Here is a 17,843-nt window from a genome sequence, read left to right as displayed (position 1 = left end):
TGGGAATATACATGAAGTACTTCAGTGTGTTGCCGCCGCAGGAGGCCTGAAGTGATCCAAGTGGTTGGGCGCTGAAGCTGGACATTACATCCATGCCGCAAACTTTTATACTTTCTTTACTTGTAAAATGAAAGGCGATCCTTAATTGGATCGCCTTTAAATATTACAGCTTGTTTATGGATAGATGAGGTCTAGGCTATAATAGAGAAGAGGTGAATGTATTGAATGATTTTATATCGTTAGGTTTCAATCCGGAACATATCGGAAAATTACATAAACAAGGTATTAAAACTCCAACAAAGATACAGCAAGAGTCGATCCCCTTGCTGTTAGAAGGAAAAGATATCATTGCACAGGCGCAGACAGGATCAGGGAAAACCCTTGCTTTCTTACTTCCGATCCTAAAAAAAATAGACCATGAAAGTGAACATATCCAAACGCTAATAATTACGCCAACGCGAGAGCTAGCGATTCAAATTACAGCCGAGCTATCTAGAATGTCGGATGATGACAATGTGCTTGCGGTATACGGCGGACAGGATGTCGATCAACAAATAAGCAGATTAAGTGGGAAGATTAGTATCGTGATCGGGACTCCAGGGAGACTGCTTGATCACATTCATAGAGGGACAATCGACCTATCCCATGTATCAATGCTTGTTCTTGATGAAGCGGATCAAATGTTGCACATCGGTTTTATAAGAGAGGTGGGGGAGATTATTGACCAAACACCATCTTCACGACAAACGGCGCTGTTTTCGGCAACGATGTCAAGTGAGATTAGAGAACTGGCAAACCGCTATATGATCAATCCATATCCCATTCAAGTCGAAGCTGAGGTAAAGGTCGTTCGTGAAATCCAGCAGTTCGTTGTCGAAACGACAGATCGACAAAAGCAACAGGCTCTTTGCAAGACGATCAAAGAAATGCAGCCATTTCTAGCAATCATTTTTTGCAGAACGAAGCGACGGGTTAGTAAATTAAATGAAAATTTGCAGGAACAAGGCTATCTAACCGATGAATTGCATGGTGGACTATCACAAACAAAGCGTGAAGATGTAATGCAACGTTTCCGGGAGGCAAAGGTTCATTTGTTAATCGCGACGGATGTTGCTGCTAGGGGATTGGACGTCGAAGGAGTAACCCATATTTTTAACTACGATGTACCTCAAGATGTTGAGAGCTACATTCATCGAATCGGTCGAACAGGTAGAGCAGGGGAAGAGGGCGTGGCAGTCACTTTTATTGCACAGAAGGATCAGAGTGCCATTGCGTTGATTGAACAAGGTATCGATACCAAAATAACGCGAAAAGCTGTGGAAGTGAAAGCTCCGCCAACTGCAAATCGTGAACCGAGGAAAAGACGTAATACTGGTTCGGAAACAACGAAAGACAGAAGAAATTACAAGTCCCGATCGGAATCATCGAGAACCGGAAGAAGGCGGTAGTGACAATTCTGATAAGATGAGGGTTTGTTCTTATCAATAAATAAGGGAGAGTACATATTAGTCACGACTAATATGTACTCTCCCTTAAGATCTGAATCCCTCAAATCAGCATCTCTGTATAGTCTAGTTAATTGCTACAAATCCTACGATTTACGATTAAATTCAGATTATTCGTTCGAGTCTAGATAACGTCTAGCACCCGCGTATTCTTCACCATAGCCTGGCGCATCATAATCATCAACTCTTACAGTCGAGCTAGTGTTAGGAGAATGAATCATTTTTCCATTTCCAATATACATACCAACGTGATGGACACGTCCTTTTCCTTCATCATATGCAAAGAATATTAAATCTCCTTTTTGAAGATCTTCACGATCAACCGGAGTTCCATGCTTCGCTTGGACCGAGGAATCTCGTGGAATCGTGATCCCGTTTGTTTTATAAACCGTATGTGTAAACCCGGAACAATCGAATCCAAAGCCCGACATGCCAGCCCATAAATAAGGTAGTCCTAGGAACTTTTCAGCGGTATCGAGTATATCATCTGCTGTCGGATTTGGAACATCTTCCTTTGATTCATAGACGTTTGCATCTTCTGTCGGCAGCCATTTAATCCCGTCACTTGGTGTCACAACCAAGAGCATGTTACCGATTTCTTTTAATACAGGAAGGCGCGTATTCATACTAATCTCCATAAATTCAGATGATTTTCTCATATCGTCGTATAACCAAGTAGTCGGTGATGTAACAAGAGCAAATGGAAAACGTTCCTTTATCATTGAAAACGCTGTTCCGTCTGTTAATTGATCTTTTGGTATCCAACCAGGGTAGCCTACCTCATTACGTGGAGTCGGTTGTTCATGTGCCGCAACCTTCACCCATTCCCCTTGTTCCTCTAAAATGGTAACCTTGGAACCTAGTAACGCCTGGCTTTCTAAGTTCCCGACGAGCCAAAGCTTTTCCTCATAAGTCATACTGCTTGTCCATTCTCGTAAATCTACTGGGTTGGTCGCGGATGGCTCATCTACAGGACGTAATATATTGGGTTCGACCCAAAGTGTAGAAGCGGCCACATCGATATAAGCAGTTTCCAGTTCATTACCTTTAGGACTCTCGGCATTCGTAGGGTTCACTGATAACGAAGTAACTAAACCAACAGAAAGTAATCCAACAAGCCATTTTTTCATGAGTTTCATAGAAATCTCCTTTCAAATATTTTTTTGAGGATGTCGCGAATTTCCGATCATAGTGCTGATAAAATGTTTGCTGTTAGAATTCCGAAGTAGGTACCAAGCAAGCTGCCAAGGACAGCCATCAAAATACCAATTGGAATTAATGAACGGTGAAAGGCTCCTGCTAAGATTGGTGCGGATGCGACTCCGCCAATATTGGCAAGTGATGCAACCCCTAATGTAAAGAGATCAAGCTTGAAGATCTTGGCAATGAGGAGCATGAAGATTCCATGGAAGAACAAAATCATGAACCCTGAAATGATGTAAACGGGTGCTTGGAAGAGCTGAGAAAAGTCAGCATGTGAAGCGATTAATGCAATGACGATGTACAACATCACTTTCGAGATCTCCATTGAACCAGGAACGTTCGCAACTTTTGTCATGGCCAGAACGATACCGACTAAAGATGCAAAAATAATTGTCCAGGTTGTACTATTTATCGCTGTCCCAATTTCCGGTAAGCTGTCCCCAAGTTTCGTTCCGATTGCCGAGACGAAGATGGCCAAAGCGAGTAGTCCAAGCATTTCAACAAAACCGATTCCGGGTTGTTCATTTTCCTCTGTAGTGGCAGATATTTCCACTGACGCTTGATCGATATAGGTTGTATCTGTCTTAGTCCATCGATTAAATACTTCTGCGAATGGTACGAGCCAGAACATAAACATCACCCAAAACGAATAGTTCACCGTATCCATAATTAATGCGTATCCGAAAATATTTTCAGGAACATTTATGATATCTTGAAGGATGACCATGTTTGCCGAACCGCCTGTCCAGCTTGCACTTAAAGCAGCAAATGCTTTCCATGTGCCTGTTGCGTAGAACCCTTGCAACAAGATGTATGTAATTGTAAATCCAGCAATAATACTAAACGAAGCAGCAAAGAACGCCCCAAGCATTTTTGGACCAAGTCGAACAATTTTACGTAGGTCACAATGCAACAGCATGAGCATTAACATCGCTGGTAAAAGTAACCCTCTTACGGTCCCATATGCTGCATCGTTCGATTCTGAATCTGCAAATGCCCCAAACGTTTGAAGAAGTGCACCAACCAGATAAATTAAGACGATACCAGGCACATATTTAAAGAACTTCGACTGACTTTTCTTTTCTGCAATGGCGATTATAGCGGTAATTGCCAATAAAACACTGACGTACATTATTCCATCCTTAATCATTACCTTTCATCTCCCTTCATTATTAAAATAAAAGTAACAATAAATAAAAAAAACAGCTAACAGGACTTTAAGAAGTCCGATTAGCTGGATTTCACCTGGGGAACCAGATGAAGCAACTATTGCTCACATATCTGTTGATACTTGATACGTGCGTTTTTGAACGCCACGATTAAAGCCCGTTGTGAGGATCCGAAGTAACGATTTTGAATTTCATTGGAAACACCTTCAATATCTTCAATCGATTTACCAATTAAAATTGATTTTACAAAACTAGCTGTTAGTGGAATGGTTGAGGAACAATCGGCATCCACAATCAATCGACTTTCTTTATCTACTACTAAGCCAATAAAAAAAGCATTGAATTTCTGTGTAATAGGATTATTGTTAGCCGTTTTCGCATCTCCAATTATGTAAATAGTAGTCTCGCTAAACATGCTACTCCTCCTAAGGAAAAAAGCAGTTATTACGATAGGTGCTTACTTTTAGGTAAACAGTCATCATAATAGGCATTTTGAACCTTCAGGAATATTGTAATATAGCTGGAAAGTATTCGCAATATTTAATTAATTTTCCCTGAAAAAATAGGACAATCCGATCAGGTAAGAAATAGGAAAACTTTCCATGCATAAGATGAATGCCTTCATTCACTTTATTAAAAATATTTTGACAATTTTAAGTAAGGTTGGTATTTTAGTTATTAGTCATACAGTAGGATTAATAATGCGTTAAGTTCTAAAAATCATTACTTGATAAAGTAAGTTGGAAAAATCATGCTTATGAAAATAAAGGGAGGTTAATTATAATTTTTTTCTCATAAAATCATCTCTATGTTAATGCAAATCTTTAAAAGGTTACCACTAAAAGGATTTAAAAGATATGGAGGATTAATTATGTCTAAAATTACGTTTATCGGTGCAGGAAGTTCGGTTTTTGCAAAAAATATTCTAGGTGACTGTATGTTAACACCGAGTTTAAAAGATTTTGAGTTTGCATTATACGATATTAATAATGAACGGTTAAATGAATCCAAAACTATGCTTGAGAATCTAAAAACAAAACTTGGGAAATCTGTGTCTATTAAAGCATATAATGACCGCAAAGAAGCTTTACTAGACGCAAAATATGTTGTTAATGCGATACAAGTTGGGGGATACAAACCAAGTACAGTCATTGATTTTGAGATCCCTAAAAAATACGGTTTACAGCAAACTATTGGAGATACTGTCGGTATTGGAGGTATTTTCCGGAGCCTTAGAACGATACCTGTAATGCTAGGTATTGCAAAAGATATTCAACAAGTATGTCCAGATGCATGGTTATTAAATTATACAAATCCTATGGCAGTTCTAACTGGAACCATGCTTCGTCATGGAGGAATAAAAACCGTGGGGCTTTGTCACAGCGTACAGGTCTGTGTACCAATGCTCCTTGATTCTTTAGGCATAGAAAAAGATAAAATACAAACAAAAATTGCCGGTATAAATCATATGGCATGGTTGTTAGAAGTAAGTAGAAATGGCGAGGACCTGTATCCAGAAATTAAAAGAAGAGCAAAAGTTAAACAAAAGACAAAGCATACCGATATGGTTAGATATGAATTAATGAATCGTTTTGGCTATTACGTTACAGAATCTTCAGAACATAATGCAGAATATCATCCATATTTCATTAAAAATCAATATCCAGAACTAATTGAAAAGTTTAATATCCCACTTGATGAGTATTTGAGAAGATGTGAAGAAAAAGTTAATCGCTGGGATAAGATGAGGGAAGAGGTTGTTAACAATGTACAGCTAACACATACTAGGACCGAGGAATATGCTTCATATATAATTGAAGCAATGGAGACCGATAAACCAATTAAAATAGGCGGAAATGTCCTAAATACAGGGAGATTAATCAGTAATTTACCGGAAAAATCATGCGTTGAAGTTCCTTGTCTAGTTGATCGAAGTGGTGTATCTCCATGTTTTGTCGGTGAGTTACCAGAACAATTAGCTGCATTAAACCGTACAAATATTAATACACAATTAATGACCATAGAAGCAGCAATAACACAAAAGAAAGAGCATATCTACCAAGCGGCGTTATTAGATCCTCATACTTCAGCGGAACTATCAATTGACGATATCGTTTCATTGTGTAATGAATTAATTGAGGTACACGGAGATATGCTTCCTAAATATAACTAATTCATTATCTACCTTAATTAATATTTATTATTGAATTATGTTTATGTAAGGGGCTTTTGCCATCCTCACCGTGGATGTTAAAGAATGTTGATATACATGAGTTAAAGTCTACCTTTGAATTCATTTCATCGAAAAAAAACATTCCACCCTGTAAAAAACCCAGGATGGAGTGTCTTTTTTGCACGTTAAGAAAGTATAAAAATACTTTCTATAGTATAAAGCAAGGGCCTTTAGGTCATCCCTTTAGGGACTACGGTGATCACCTGCGCTAAGGTTTGGCGCTAGCCAAGTTTTCTTTAATTTAACTATTTCTAAAGCTGGAAACCAATACAGTTTTTCAGTGGCCTCCAATTAACGGTGGCGATTTTTTTAAAGCTAATTCATTGAATATAACTGTTGTAGATCTTGAATCATAACCGTCCATTTTTCTGCAAGTTGTTCCGGAATTTCCTCTCCCCTTAATGAATTGATCTGCGATTGTAAGCTATTTAGTCCTTGTGTTGCTTTTTCGTTTTGTTCGGCAAAATGATTATCCATAATTTTATCTGCTTTTGCAAGTAAACTGTTTTTTATTCCTTGTTCAATGTCAGCTGTGTAAATCGAAATATATAATTTATAGGTGGTGTAAGAAACTTTGGTGTGATGATAAGCCATTAAGCTTCGCTGTTCATCATATTGCAGTATTTCACCGATAACGGAACGGGTGTTTGATGAAAATTCCCAATTCGTATTGTCTGCAAAGTTACCGTTCTCAACTGTAAAACCTACAGGTTCCAATGCATCGAAACCAGTATATGTCCAGAAGTTACTAACTCCTTTATTCTCATAAAAGCGGAAAGTTATATCAACTTTTGATTTTCCGGACAGGTATGGAGTAAGGTTGACATGTACCGGTTCCCAGAGTAAGTCCGAGACAATTTCAGACGTGTCTTGCTCCCAAACTACCACTCCATCAATTAGAAGTTGTTTTTTATGATATCCAAAAACATTTGGTCCGTGGTCCATTGTTTGAAAGGTCAATGAATAATCTTCTGATTTTCTGTCTACCCTAACTGTTTGGGTAGCTTCAGTATAGTCACCGGCTGAACTAGGAGCACCTAAGCCGATAAAGAAGTTTAAATAGCCTTTATCATTATATGCCTTATCATCAGTTGGTTGGGGTTCAAAATTCTTTTTTAATACATAAGTGATGACCCCGCTAATCTTTCCTTGTTCCATATTTTCTAGTGCGATTTGTACCACTTCTCTCACATAATTAGCTGAAGGGTTTGCAGGGGTTCTTGAAAGCTGGGACGCATATATCATCCAATAAAGGGGAAGGTCGTATTTATTTAATTTTGCATATGCATCATCTATTTGTTGTTGTGCAGTTTCATGAACCTGAGTATTCCGGTATTCGCCATCCCTAAAGGCTAGAATCACACCATCTATATATGCCCCGCGTGTTTCAAGGAATGACTCAGTTAAAGCTTCGGTATACATCTGCGGTGTGAAAAACAAGTCAGGGTTAATCGCTTCAGAAGTTTCTTTCATTTGGGCCATATATTCTGGAGTATATGTAGTGAGGTTATGACTGAAATCATCAATGGCCCAACCAATAAGATTTGGATAGTCGAGAGAAAGATTGGCGATTGCTTCAGACCATGTAATATAATCAGTAGTATACGGGTAAGATTTTCTTTCTCCTTTTGACTCCGATGGAGGAACGAGATAGACCACTACATTGATGTTTGCTGCTTCAGCAGCAGGTAGAAATTCATATCTTAAGTCATCCCAGTCAGTCTTCTCATGCCAGATAAGGTAATAGTAAGTGTTAACATTTAGTTCTTTTAATCTTTCAATCATTGCTGGAGTATCAATATGATGGATACCGTCAGCTCTTGGTGTTTCTTCCCGAATTTCCCCGGCATAGTCAGCAAGTACTTTTCCAGGCTGCTCTGGATAGGGTGATGCGTTTACTTGTTGAGAAGGCACACTGGCAAAAATACCGAGAGTTAATGTGCAAATTAAAACTATTATACTTAGCTTATTCAAATCAAATCCTCCTTTTAAATTTTACTGCAAAAGTTATAAAGGACTCCCCCTCCCTTATTGTTCTGAAAATTCAAATATATCTCCACTTAAAATCATCATAACTAACTAGATTTAGAAAAGACAAGTCTTTAAATTGTCTATTAATGGAATTTTAATATATAGGAAAGATGTCTTGATTCTAGAGGCTTAGTTATTAATCATTAGTTATTTGTCTTATTAAAGACATTGTCTTTTGTTGTTTAAATTTTTATACTATTCTATAAAGAATGCTTTTTGGAGGGAAATGGATGAAAAATTGCCCTGTCGGTAAGGGAACTGATACTGATTGGATAAAACGGTTTAATGATTATGATGCTGCTCAAAGTGAAGCTAATGGTGGAAAGGGATATGTTGGTCCTATTCCAGGTCTGGGATATACCCCGTCAAATATATATGGATGGGATGAATCTTATGTGTTGAAAGGGTATCTTGGTGTTTATAGGGCAACAAAAAATAAAGATTATTTAGATAAGTTTATAGAAGATGTTGATGGAATGTTTGCTCAATTAGAGGATTTTCAGGGTGATGGGTTTGAGAGTTGGTGGACTTCAGCTTATAGCATTGATCTAATTATGAATGGGAATATGGAAAAGGATAGCATTTATTATAAAGACAGTCATGGTGCTTACATAACTGACGGTTGGTATCCATATCCCTGGTATGGTAGTAAAGGATCGGTTTATAGAACGGATGCAGAAAAAGCCGAGGGCAAATATAGTACTCTAGTACAAAATTCTGAAGGAGAGGACTTTGTTGGTGCCTATACAATCATCCCTAACTATACAGCTGGAAAACAATATCATTTCAAATTTAAAGCGAAAAACAAACATCCTGATAATATTGGGAAAATTATGATTGTACGTCAGGATACTGGTGAAGCTATCAAGGAATTTTCATTTTCGAGCACTGATTGGGAGTCTCACTCTGTTGGTTTTAAGACACCTGACACTGCAGGGATTCAAATTCGTGTTTACCTAACTAATGCAAATACTGATGATCCGAATGCAGCAACATATTATGATGAGGTCTCTTTACAGCAGTTTGGTGAATTTATCGTTCATGAAGGGATGGCATTAACTGCTATTTCTGAGTTTATAGACCTCATATATCATGATAAGAATCCAAGTAAAAGGTACCAAAAAAAAGCCAAAGATTATCTAAAAGTGCTAGAAAAAAATTTCGTTCCAAAATGGGAACAATATTGGGTTGAATGGGAGAAAGAGGGAAAGAAACTCGGAGTATACAAATTTCCTTTCGATGATACAGCTAGAATGACTCAAATTAATGAATATTTTCCGTTTTTTGAACCATCTAAAGGAATTACACTACCTCATAATCAATATGCCGCAGCTGGGAGAACCCTTGTAAATCTTTATCGAGTGACTAACAAGGAGACCTATCTTAATAAGGTTGAAAGAATGGGAAACTTCTTCAAAAATAGTTTACACAAAAAAGAAACGGATAATGGAAGTGCATATGTTTGGAATTATTGGGATAACTCAGGAAAACGATGGGATTTTGGATACTTTAGATACAAAAGTGAGGATATCAGCCACGCTAATATTGAACTAGGTTTTGCGGTAGACTTATATCTGATTAAAAAGGTGTTTACCGAAGAAGATATGATGAATTTTACTACAACATTCAAAGAACTTATCTGGCAAGGGGATTATTCCGATCCAAGAGTTAGCATGTTTGTAAATGGGAGCGGGAGCAAAAATTATTCTGTGCTAATTTCTGAGTGGGTAACTCTTAGCCAGTTTAATAAGGAGGTCAGGGATATATCAGTCCAGCTATTGAACCGGAAACAAGATACATTTGGGGCAACTTACGGAATGGTGCTTATTGGAAATCTGTTACGGTACAATCCTGAACTGCAAGTATAATAAATTAATGCTATATAAGTTACCTATCAAGTCTATGTCATGGAGAGGGGAATTAAATGAAAATCGTTAAAATTGATGTATTTCCTTTGAATCTACCAATGAAGCAAAACTTTACTATCTCAGGAGGGTCTGTTGGAGATCGTCAGAAAGGCGCCCCTCATGTATATATAAAGATTACAGCGGAGGATGGGACCGAGGGTTGGGGAGAATCGCGTCCAAGTAACCGCTGGAGCTACGAAACAATCGAATCAGTTGTGACTACGATAAACCATTATTTTAAACAGGTTTTGCTCGGACAAAACGCAGAAGATATAAAGAATATACACAAATTAATGAATAGTGAAATCAAAAATGGATTAACGATCGGACAACCTATTGCCAAAGCTGCTATCGACACAGCTCTTCATGATTTAATTGGAAAACAAATGAGAAAGTCGATTGAAGAACTATGGTTTACAAAACCTAAGGATTCGATAAACCTGTCGTATTTAATAAGTACAAGGAATATTGAGGAAGCAGTCCAAAAGGCAAGGTATGCTTTAGAAAATAATTATCAAGGGATAGATTTGAAAATTGGATTTGATTTTAAAAAAGACCTGGAACTTGTTGAAGCAGTAAAAGCGATAGCCCCAAAGCTATTCTTCCGTGTCGATGCAAATCAGGGGTATACACTTTCAAAAGCTATAACTGTTTCCAAAGGCCTTGAAAAACTTGGGGTAGATGTTTTTGAACAGCCTCTAAAAGCAAACGATCTATTGGGGCACGCAGAGCTAAGGAGAAAAACGAGTATACCGATCGCTCTGGACGAAAGTATCTGGACTGCTGGTGATCTTATCCAGGCGATTAGGCTTGAAGCGTGTGATACAGCCGTGGTGAAGCTTACGAAAATGGGTGGTCTTACAGGAGTAAAAATGTGTGGCGAAATCGCTAAAGAAGCGAATTTGGACTTACTTGGTGGTGGGTTAACAGAGTCAACTCTAGGTCTTACTGCTAGTGCGCACATTTTCAATTATCTGGAGATTAATACTCCTGTTGATTTAAACGGTCCAATGTTCTTAGAGGATGATCCTGTTGGAGAAGGTCCAACTATTAAAGATGGTAAAGTATTCTTAAACAAGGATTTACATGGGATCGGCTGTTTAATTGATCATCAAAAGTTAGAGAAATACAAAGTGGAATAGAATTTTTCTATTCCACTTTTTCCTTAATCTTATCAAGTTGTTCCGCTACGAATGAAAGTTTATATATTTGCCTTGGTCTTCCACGTGATGTAATTTTTTCTTCTCCGACAACATCCACTAGCCCTGCATCAATCCATTGGACTAAAATTCGATGTGCACTTCGTATGGTAATTCCAAGTATAGAGGCGAGTTCCTGTGCCGTATAGTTCGTTTTTTTATATCGAACAACTTGAGCCATAAGCTTACTCATGTAAGCAGCAGACATTCCAGCTTTTTGAGATTCCTCAAGGAGCTTACTGTCTGTAATGGAAAGGTCGTAAATCATGGGATTTGTCATTTCAACTGGACCGATTACACTTCTGTCTTCTCTGACGATAAAACAAGTTTTACCGCCGAACTCCTTAGATTGACGTAAAGCTAATCGAGCGTGATTCCCTGCATCAGTCGCTGTTCTTCCAAATCCGATACCTACACTTAAAGAGACACCAAGTGATTTATGTGCATCATCTAAAATTGGAAGAAATTTATACCCCCGAGTCTCTCGTTCAAATATGCCTCTTGTTGTGAAGAATAGATATTCACCACCTCCTAAACTGATCAAGTGACCATCAAGCAGTTTTACATAATCTAACAGCAATCTATGAAGATCAAGTTTTAACTTTTGAACTTCATGTTCAGATGGTATATTATCGGCAACCTTTCGAAAATCGTCGATATTAATTATGCCTACCACGATCTGTGATTCCTTATTTCGCCTCGTTTTAGTAGCCAACAATGCACGTTCAAGTGAAACAATCAAGTCTTGGTGAGTAGGTGTTACCCATTCATTCGGAATCCCTAATGCGTCAAGCTTTTCAGATACGGCTTGAATTCCCGTCATAGCAGATGAGCCAGGTCGGTTATCGAAATATCTAGAATGAAACTCTACTATTTCATCTATGGAATCAAGATCTGAGCCTTCATAAAATACATGATCAGTATTCCTTTCTTCCAATTCATTAAGAATCTGTCTCACATATTGATCTGGTACAGAATCTACCGTTAGTGTTCGTAATCCATATAAAGTCTTAATACGGAAAAGGGAGCGGTATAATCCAGTTCCCATCAAAGGGACATAATGGATTGGGATAAGAAATTCTATTTGCTCTTTTGCCTTTCGGAACATTTGGTATTCAAGGAAAAGAAGAACTTCCACTTTATTCATCAACTCGTTCGGTATGGATGTGATGGCTCCATCATTTTCACAAACGTGATAATAAGGTGTAAACGAAGGAAATCCTTTTAGTGCATCTTCAGTCCTTTTAACAAGGATGTTTGGTCCAATTACTCCTATTGCAATTCCGTTTTCAAAGTCAGATGTTGTATATTCTTTTTCCAACAAGTTTCCTCCTTATGCATCCTATTTAATTTGTTTTCAATTATAACGAAAATAGGGTTTTAATAAAAGACTTTTTTAAGACTTGTCTTTAATTATGTGATAGTTTTATAATGAGAATGAATATTCCGAATATTAAATGATAGGAGGAAGTTATGAATAATCTAAAAATTGGGATGGTAGGATTAGACACATCACATTGTATAGCATTCTCTGAATTGTTAAACGACCAAAATCATCCTAACCATGTCTATGGAGGAGAAGTGGTAATTGCTTATCCAGGAGGTTCTCAAGACTTTAAACTGAGTTATTCGAGAGTGGAGGGTATTACAAATAAACTAAGTGAGGAATTTGGTATTAAAATGTCAGCATCAATTGAGGAAGTCGGAGAATCAGCTGATGCAATTATTATAACTTCGGTAGATGGCCGTGTTCATTTAGAACAATTCAATCAAATTGCCTCCTTCAAAAAGCCTGTTTTTATCGATAAACCATTTACAGTTAACTATGAAAAAGCGAAACAAATATGGGAAATTGCCAATAAAAATGATATACCTCTCATGAGTTCTTCATCCTTAAGGTATGCTGAAGAACTCCAAAATATTGTGAATTCAAGCAATAGCATAATTGGGGCAGATTCCTATGGACCTATGAAAATAGAGGAATCGCAGCCAGGATTATTCTGGTATGGAATCCATGCAGTCGAAATGCTGTATACGGCACTTGGAAAGGGTTGTAAAAGTGTACAGGCTACAACGAATAATGATTATGATCTTGTTGTTGGAGAATGGGCTGATGGCAGAATAGGTACAGTAAGGGGAAACCGAAAAGGAAACAACCAGTTTGGAACTTTAATACATCAGCCAAATACAACTTTATTTGCAGATGGCCAAAAAGGGACTAAACCACATTATGCAAGTTTACTAGAACAGGTGATGAAGATGTTTAAGACAGGTATTTCAGTAATAGATCTAGAAGAAACAGTTGAGATTATAAGGTTTATTGAAGCTGCAAATGAAAGTCGTAAAACTGAAAAAAAAGTAGAACTCTAAATGTTATAAAGGAGCTTTTTTATGAAACTGGCGAAGGTAGCAGTTTACTTTGATCAAGGTGAGGCAGTGAAAAGATGGACCAGAAAAGAAAATGCATTTGGCATCTACATAAGACAAGTCTTGGATTACACTGGGATCCCATATGCATGGATCGAGGATATAGAAGAAATTTCTGACTTTGACATTTTAGTTATTGCCCTTGATCCAACAGAACAACACGTTAATGATAAGTTAATAGAATTTGTGAATCAAGGAGGCACTTTAATTTCTTATTGTGGATTAGAAAAAATGGCCTCTAAATTTGGATATCAAACTAAAACAATTCGTCCAGGATACGCTGAACAAATAGTAGGCTTTGAAGACATTCCCATTCGTTTTTTGAAGGCGGTTACTTGGAAGCCCCTTTTAAAAAGTGAAAAACTTGTTGAAGAAATGGGCACACTTCGTGACAGTTTCCCCCATGGTAAAAAAGCAGGGGTTGCTTTTCAAAAGTTCATTTTAGGAAACGGAGAGGTACATCGGTGGTCAATCGATATAATTGGAGCTATTGTAGGATTCCAGCAAGGAACCAAACCAGTAATAGAAGATGGAAATCCAGCATTAGATGGCTCAGCGAACTTGGATGACAATTTGCTAAAAGCGGATGATGGTTTTGAATTAGATTGGGAATATGATCGAGCTATTACAGAAACTGGTGAAAAATATTTTAAGTATCCTTATGCTGACCTTTGGAAGGAAATATTGATATCACATTTGATAAAAGCATCAATTGATAAAGGCAAGACCTTACCTCTTATAGACTATTGGCCTGAAGGAGTTAATCAGGTTGCAATGATATCACATGATAGCGATATTAATTTAGATGATTCTGCAGAGATAACACTTAGGGTCTTGAAAGAATGTAACATTAAATCAACTTGGTGCATGATGGAACCTGGCTATTCCAATAAAATTTATGAAGAAATTGAGAAAGATGCCCATGAAATTGCTTTTCATTTTAATGCTATGGAATCTGATAACGGAATCTGGAGTAAAGATGAATTTTCTAGACAACTAGACTGGTTGAAAAAGACAACTGGGAAGTCAGTTATTTATTCTAATAAAAATCACTACACAAGATTTGAGGGTTGGGGGGAACTTTTTGAATGGTGTGAGCAATATGGAATACAATCTGATCAGACTAGAGGTCCAAGTAAAAAGGGGAATATAGGTTTTCTTTTTGGTACCTGTCACCCTTATTTTCCTATTTCGTGGGCTGATCAGAGAAATCGCCTCTATAATGTTGTGGAAATTAGCTTTTTGACACAGGATGTGGATTTAGATCGTTTAGCTGATACAAGCATTGTGAAACCCTTTTTAGAACAAGTTAAAATGGTAAGGGGAGTCGCTCACTTTCTATTTCATCAAATTCATATTTATAGGCAATGGTCTGTTCATAACGCTGTAAAGCTTGTTACAAAGGAAGGTAAGAAAATGGGATATGATTTTTGGACAGGCAAACAAATTAACGACTGGTTCAGAGAACGACTCCAAATGAAAATAAAAAGTATAAATTCTGATGGATCATTGCAAGTTTTCAATGAAGTCGAAAATTCTGTGGTCTTAATTCCATTGACCAATGAAGAGCTGGGTGATGAAACAGAAATGGTAAAACGCTTTGGAATCTGGTGCAAGAAACAAGTTATTAAGTCTATGAAAGTTAACTGAACTCTGATATATGAATTAAACGAGGAGCGATAAAAATGAATGAGCTTGCAATCAACGGAGGTAACAAAATAAAAACAACACCTTTTGGAACAGGGAGAAGGTTTGGTTTTGAAGAAGGAAAAGAGTTGTTGGAAGCCCTTGAACAAAATACATTATTTTATCATGCTGGTAACAAGGTTAAGACGTTTTTAAACAATTTTAATGAGTTATACGGAGTAAAATATAGTGTTGCTGCTTCTTCTGGTACAGCTGCTATACATGTGGCTTTAGGAGTTTCTGGGGTAACAGTAGGTGATGAGGTGATCACAAGTCCTATTACTGATCAAGGTACTTTGATCGGAATTCTCTATCAAAATGCCATACCGGTATTTGCTGATCTTGATCCTAATTCCTATAATCTTTCACCAGAGTCTGTTGAGGAGAAAATAACAGATCGTACTAAGGCAATAGTAGTTGTTCATTTAGCAGGAAATCCAGTTGACATGGATCCGATTATGGAAATCGCTACGAAATATAGATTGAAAGTGATCGAAGATTGTGCTCAAAGCTATATGGCAAAATATGAAGGTAAACTAGTTGGTACTATCGGTGATTATGGATGTTTCAGTACAAATGATTTTAAGCACATTTCCACGGGTGATGGGGGAATGGTGACGATTAATTCTAATGATGAAGATGACTTCAAAACTGCTCATGCATTTGCTGATAAAAACTATCAGCGATTTGGGACTAACGTACAAAGGGAACTTAATTACCTTGCCCCTAACTACAGAATGACAGAACTACAAGGTGCTGTTGGAATCGCCCAACTTAAAAAGCTTCCATTCATTTGTGAAAAACGAACAAAACATGGGGATGAAATTTCTATGGGTATCAAGGACCTCAAAGGTATTTATTCTCATAAAGTTAATAAAAACGATACATGCACATACTGGTTCTATATGTTTCGAATCGATGAAGAAAGCTTTTCCTGTTCAAGAAATGAGTTTGCTGAAGCCCTAAGGGCAGAAGGGATTCCGGCTTCAGCGGGATATATCCCACAAGTCGTTTACCTGAATGGTTTATTCCAAAATAAACAAGCCTATATTAATAGTCATTTCCCTTTTGAGTTATCAAGCACAGTGTATAAAAAAGGGTTATGTCCTGAGGCAGAGAAAATTCTCTTAACTTCAATACGTATTCCTGTCAGTGAATTTTATACAGATGATGATATCAGGGATATTGTAAACGCAATTCATAAGGTAACAAGTTATTATCAAATCAATAAAGTAAAGGCGAATTAACTAAAGGAGAGCTCATGAAAAAACTTACAAATCAACATGGAGAACTTGTACGAAAAGCTCCATATCCTACATGGCCAATTAGTGGAGAACTTGAAAAACAAATTTTAGAAGATGTCATAAATTCAGGGAAATGGGGTGGGTCAGGGGGTTCGAATATTCCCGATTACGAAGCAAAATTGCCTGAATTTGAAAAAAAGTTTGCTTTATTTCAAGATGCAAGTCATGGTGTGTCAGTAGTCAATGGAACACTTGCTATTACTGTCGCTCTTCAGGCTGTTGGGGTAAAGCCATATGATGAAGTGATCATGCCCTCTTATACGTTCATTGCAACTGCAACCTCTGCACTTCTTTTTGGAGCTATACCTGTATTTGTTGATGTAGAAGAACAATCTTTATTAATTGATCCTGAAGAAGTTGAAAAAGCGGTAACTTCAAAGACTAAAGCTATAGTAGCTGTTCATATTGGTGGGACACCAGCCGATTTGGATCGTTTAAGACAGATTGCAGATAAGTATAACCTGGCATTAATTGAAGATGCTGCACAAGCAGTTGGATCTGAATGGAAAGGGCGAGGTGTCGGTGCAATAGGGGACATAGGGACGTTTAGTTTCCAATCTAGCAAAAACCTCACATCAGGTGAAGGAGGCATCATTCTTTCAAACAATAAACAACTTGCAGATAAGGCATGGTCAATTGCCAATGTTGGGAGGGTGCGAGACGGGGCTTGGTATCAGCATGATGAAATTGGTTGGAATTTAAGGATGACAGAACTTCAAGCAGCGGTATTATTAGGACAAATGACACGACTTGAGAAACAAGTTGAACGAAGAAATCAAAATGCAAAACTATTAAACGATCTTTTAAATACAATTGAAGGAATCCATCTATTTAAACAGGATCCAAGGGTTACTCGTAATGGACACCATTTGTATATGTTTTATCTAGATAGGACACTTTCAGAGCAAATAGACAAACCTGATTTTGTTAAGAAACTTGGTTTAGAAGGGATTCCATCTGCTACGGGTTACACTGCTTTAAATAGATACAAGTCAATCATACAATCAATAAGGGATTGGACAGGTGAGGAACGAATCTACAATTGTCCAGTCGCTGAACGAATGGGAGATCAACAAACTATCTGGATTACACAGACGGTTCTGTTAAGTGATGAAGAGGGTATTTACGATGCAGCAAAAGCAGTGAAGAAAGTTGTACAATCCTATTTATGAATACGAG

Annotated in this window: 13 protein-coding genes; 8 read left to right on the top strand and 5 right to left on the bottom strand. The window is 37.5% G+C overall.

Features of this window, described 5'->3' with window-relative positions; translation table 11 throughout:
• Positions 1-212: 212 nt before the first annotated feature.
• Positions 213-1,448 (top strand): DEAD/DEAH box helicase, encoded by a 1,236-nt coding sequence (locus NON16_RS10635; protein WP_372508787.1) that lies wholly within the window; start codon positions 213-215, stop codon positions 1,446-1,448.
• 167 nt (positions 1,449-1,615) lie between these two features.
• On the opposite strand, the gene NON16_RS10630 is transcribed toward NON16_RS10635, so the two are convergent.
• The 3 genes from NON16_RS10630 to NON16_RS10620 form a co-directional block, all read right to left on the bottom strand.
• A complete protein-coding gene (locus NON16_RS10630; protein ID WP_257348968.1) occupies positions 1,616-2,644 on the bottom strand; it encodes a C40 family peptidase in 1,029 nt (342 codons plus the stop codon).
• A 47-nt stretch (positions 2,645-2,691) separates the two neighbouring features.
• Complete coding sequence (locus NON16_RS10625) at positions 2,692-3,858, bottom strand: DUF819 family protein (protein ID WP_257348967.1); 1,167 nt, start codon at positions 3,856-3,858, stop codon at positions 2,692-2,694.
• A 116-nt stretch (positions 3,859-3,974) separates the two neighbouring features.
• Positions 3,975-4,292: a DUF3870 domain-containing protein gene (locus NON16_RS10620; RefSeq protein WP_257348966.1), complete on the bottom strand. Its 318-nt coding sequence runs from the start codon at positions 4,290-4,292 to the stop codon at positions 3,975-3,977.
• A gap of 456 nt (positions 4,293-4,748) precedes the next feature.
• Here NON16_RS10620 and melA point away from each other — a divergent pair, with 456 nt between their 5' ends.
• Positions 4,749-6,050, top strand: a complete 1,302-nt coding sequence (gene melA, locus NON16_RS10615) for an alpha-glucosidase/alpha-galactosidase (protein WP_257348965.1) — start codon at positions 4,749-4,751, stop codon at positions 6,048-6,050.
• A 375-nt stretch (positions 6,051-6,425) separates the two neighbouring features.
• On the opposite strand, the gene NON16_RS10610 is transcribed toward melA, so the two are convergent.
• Positions 6,426-8,084: a hypothetical protein gene (locus NON16_RS10610; RefSeq protein ID WP_257348963.1), complete on the bottom strand. Its 1,659-nt coding sequence runs from the start codon at positions 8,082-8,084 to the stop codon at positions 6,426-6,428.
• 287 nt (positions 8,085-8,371) lie between these two features.
• Between NON16_RS10610 and NON16_RS10605 the strand changes: the two genes are divergently transcribed.
• Positions 8,372-10,009, top strand: a complete 1,638-nt coding sequence (locus tag NON16_RS10605; RefSeq protein WP_257348961.1) for a carbohydrate binding domain-containing protein — start codon at positions 8,372-8,374, stop codon at positions 10,007-10,009.
• Positions 10,010-10,065: 56 nt separating this feature from the next.
• Positions 10,066-11,190, top strand: a complete 1,125-nt coding sequence (locus NON16_RS10600) for a mandelate racemase/muconate lactonizing enzyme family protein (RefSeq protein WP_257348959.1) — start codon at positions 10,066-10,068, stop codon at positions 11,188-11,190.
• Between the two features lie 7 nt (positions 11,191-11,197).
• Here NON16_RS10600 and NON16_RS10595 read toward each other — a convergent pair whose 3' ends face one another.
• Positions 11,198-12,568: a GTP cyclohydrolase IIa gene (locus tag NON16_RS10595; RefSeq protein ID WP_257348957.1), complete on the bottom strand. Its 1,371-nt coding sequence runs from the start codon at positions 12,566-12,568 to the stop codon at positions 11,198-11,200.
• A 152-nt stretch (positions 12,569-12,720) separates the two neighbouring features.
• Here NON16_RS10595 and NON16_RS10590 point away from each other — a divergent pair, with 152 nt between their 5' ends.
• From NON16_RS10590 to NON16_RS10575, 4 genes are read left to right on the top strand one after another with little or no spacing between them, the layout of a single operon-like run.
• Entirely contained in the window at positions 12,721-13,617 is an 897-nt protein-coding gene (locus NON16_RS10590) for a Gfo/Idh/MocA family protein (protein ID WP_257348956.1), read from the top strand.
• Between the two features lie 21 nt (positions 13,618-13,638).
• Positions 13,639-15,324 (top strand): polysaccharide deacetylase family protein, encoded by a 1,686-nt coding sequence (locus NON16_RS10585; protein WP_257348954.1) that lies wholly within the window; start codon positions 13,639-13,641, stop codon positions 15,322-15,324.
• A 35-nt stretch (positions 15,325-15,359) separates the two neighbouring features.
• Positions 15,360-16,607, top strand: coding sequence for a DegT/DnrJ/EryC1/StrS family aminotransferase (locus NON16_RS10580; protein WP_257348953.1), 1,248 nt, complete (start codon positions 15,360-15,362; stop codon positions 16,605-16,607).
• A gap of 14 nt (positions 16,608-16,621) precedes the next feature.
• Complete coding sequence (locus NON16_RS10575) at positions 16,622-17,836, top strand: DegT/DnrJ/EryC1/StrS family aminotransferase (RefSeq protein ID WP_257348952.1); 1,215 nt, start codon at positions 16,622-16,624, stop codon at positions 17,834-17,836.
• The last annotated feature ends 7 nt before the right edge of the window (positions 17,837-17,843 follow it).

It is taken from the genome of Pseudalkalibacillus decolorationis (genome assembly GCF_024609785.1).
In the GTDB taxonomy this organism is placed as follows: domain Bacteria; phylum Bacillota; class Bacilli; order Bacillales; family Fictibacillaceae; genus Pseudalkalibacillus; species Pseudalkalibacillus decolorationis.
This window is presented reverse-complemented; position numbering and strand designations above follow the sequence as displayed.

Coding starts and splice junctions, on each gene's coding strand:
- NON16_RS10630 (WP_257348968.1), bottom strand. CDS start 2,644: ATGAAACTCATGAAAAAATGGCTTGTTGGATTACTTTCTGTTGGTTTA.
- NON16_RS10625 (WP_257348967.1), bottom strand. CDS start 3,858: ATGATTAAGGATGGAATAATGTACGTCAGTGTTTTATTGGCAATTACC.
- NON16_RS10620 (WP_257348966.1), bottom strand. CDS start 4,292: ATGTTTAGCGAGACTACTATTTACATAATTGGAGATGCGAAAACGGCT.
- melA (WP_257348965.1), top strand. CDS start 4,749: ATGTCTAAAATTACGTTTATCGGTGCAGGAAGTTCGGTTTTTGCAAAA.
- NON16_RS10605 (WP_257348961.1), top strand. CDS start 8,372: ATGAAAAATTGCCCTGTCGGTAAGGGAACTGATACTGATTGGATAAAA.
- NON16_RS10600 (WP_257348959.1), top strand. CDS start 10,066: ATGAAAATCGTTAAAATTGATGTATTTCCTTTGAATCTACCAATGAAG.
- NON16_RS10590 (WP_257348956.1), top strand. CDS start 12,721: ATGAATAATCTAAAAATTGGGATGGTAGGATTAGACACATCACATTGT.
- NON16_RS10585 (WP_257348954.1), top strand. CDS start 13,639: ATGAAACTGGCGAAGGTAGCAGTTTACTTTGATCAAGGTGAGGCAGTG.
- NON16_RS10580 (WP_257348953.1), top strand. CDS start 15,360: ATGAATGAGCTTGCAATCAACGGAGGTAACAAAATAAAAACAACACCT.
- NON16_RS10575 (WP_257348952.1), top strand. CDS start 16,622: ATGAAAAAACTTACAAATCAACATGGAGAACTTGTACGAAAAGCTCCA.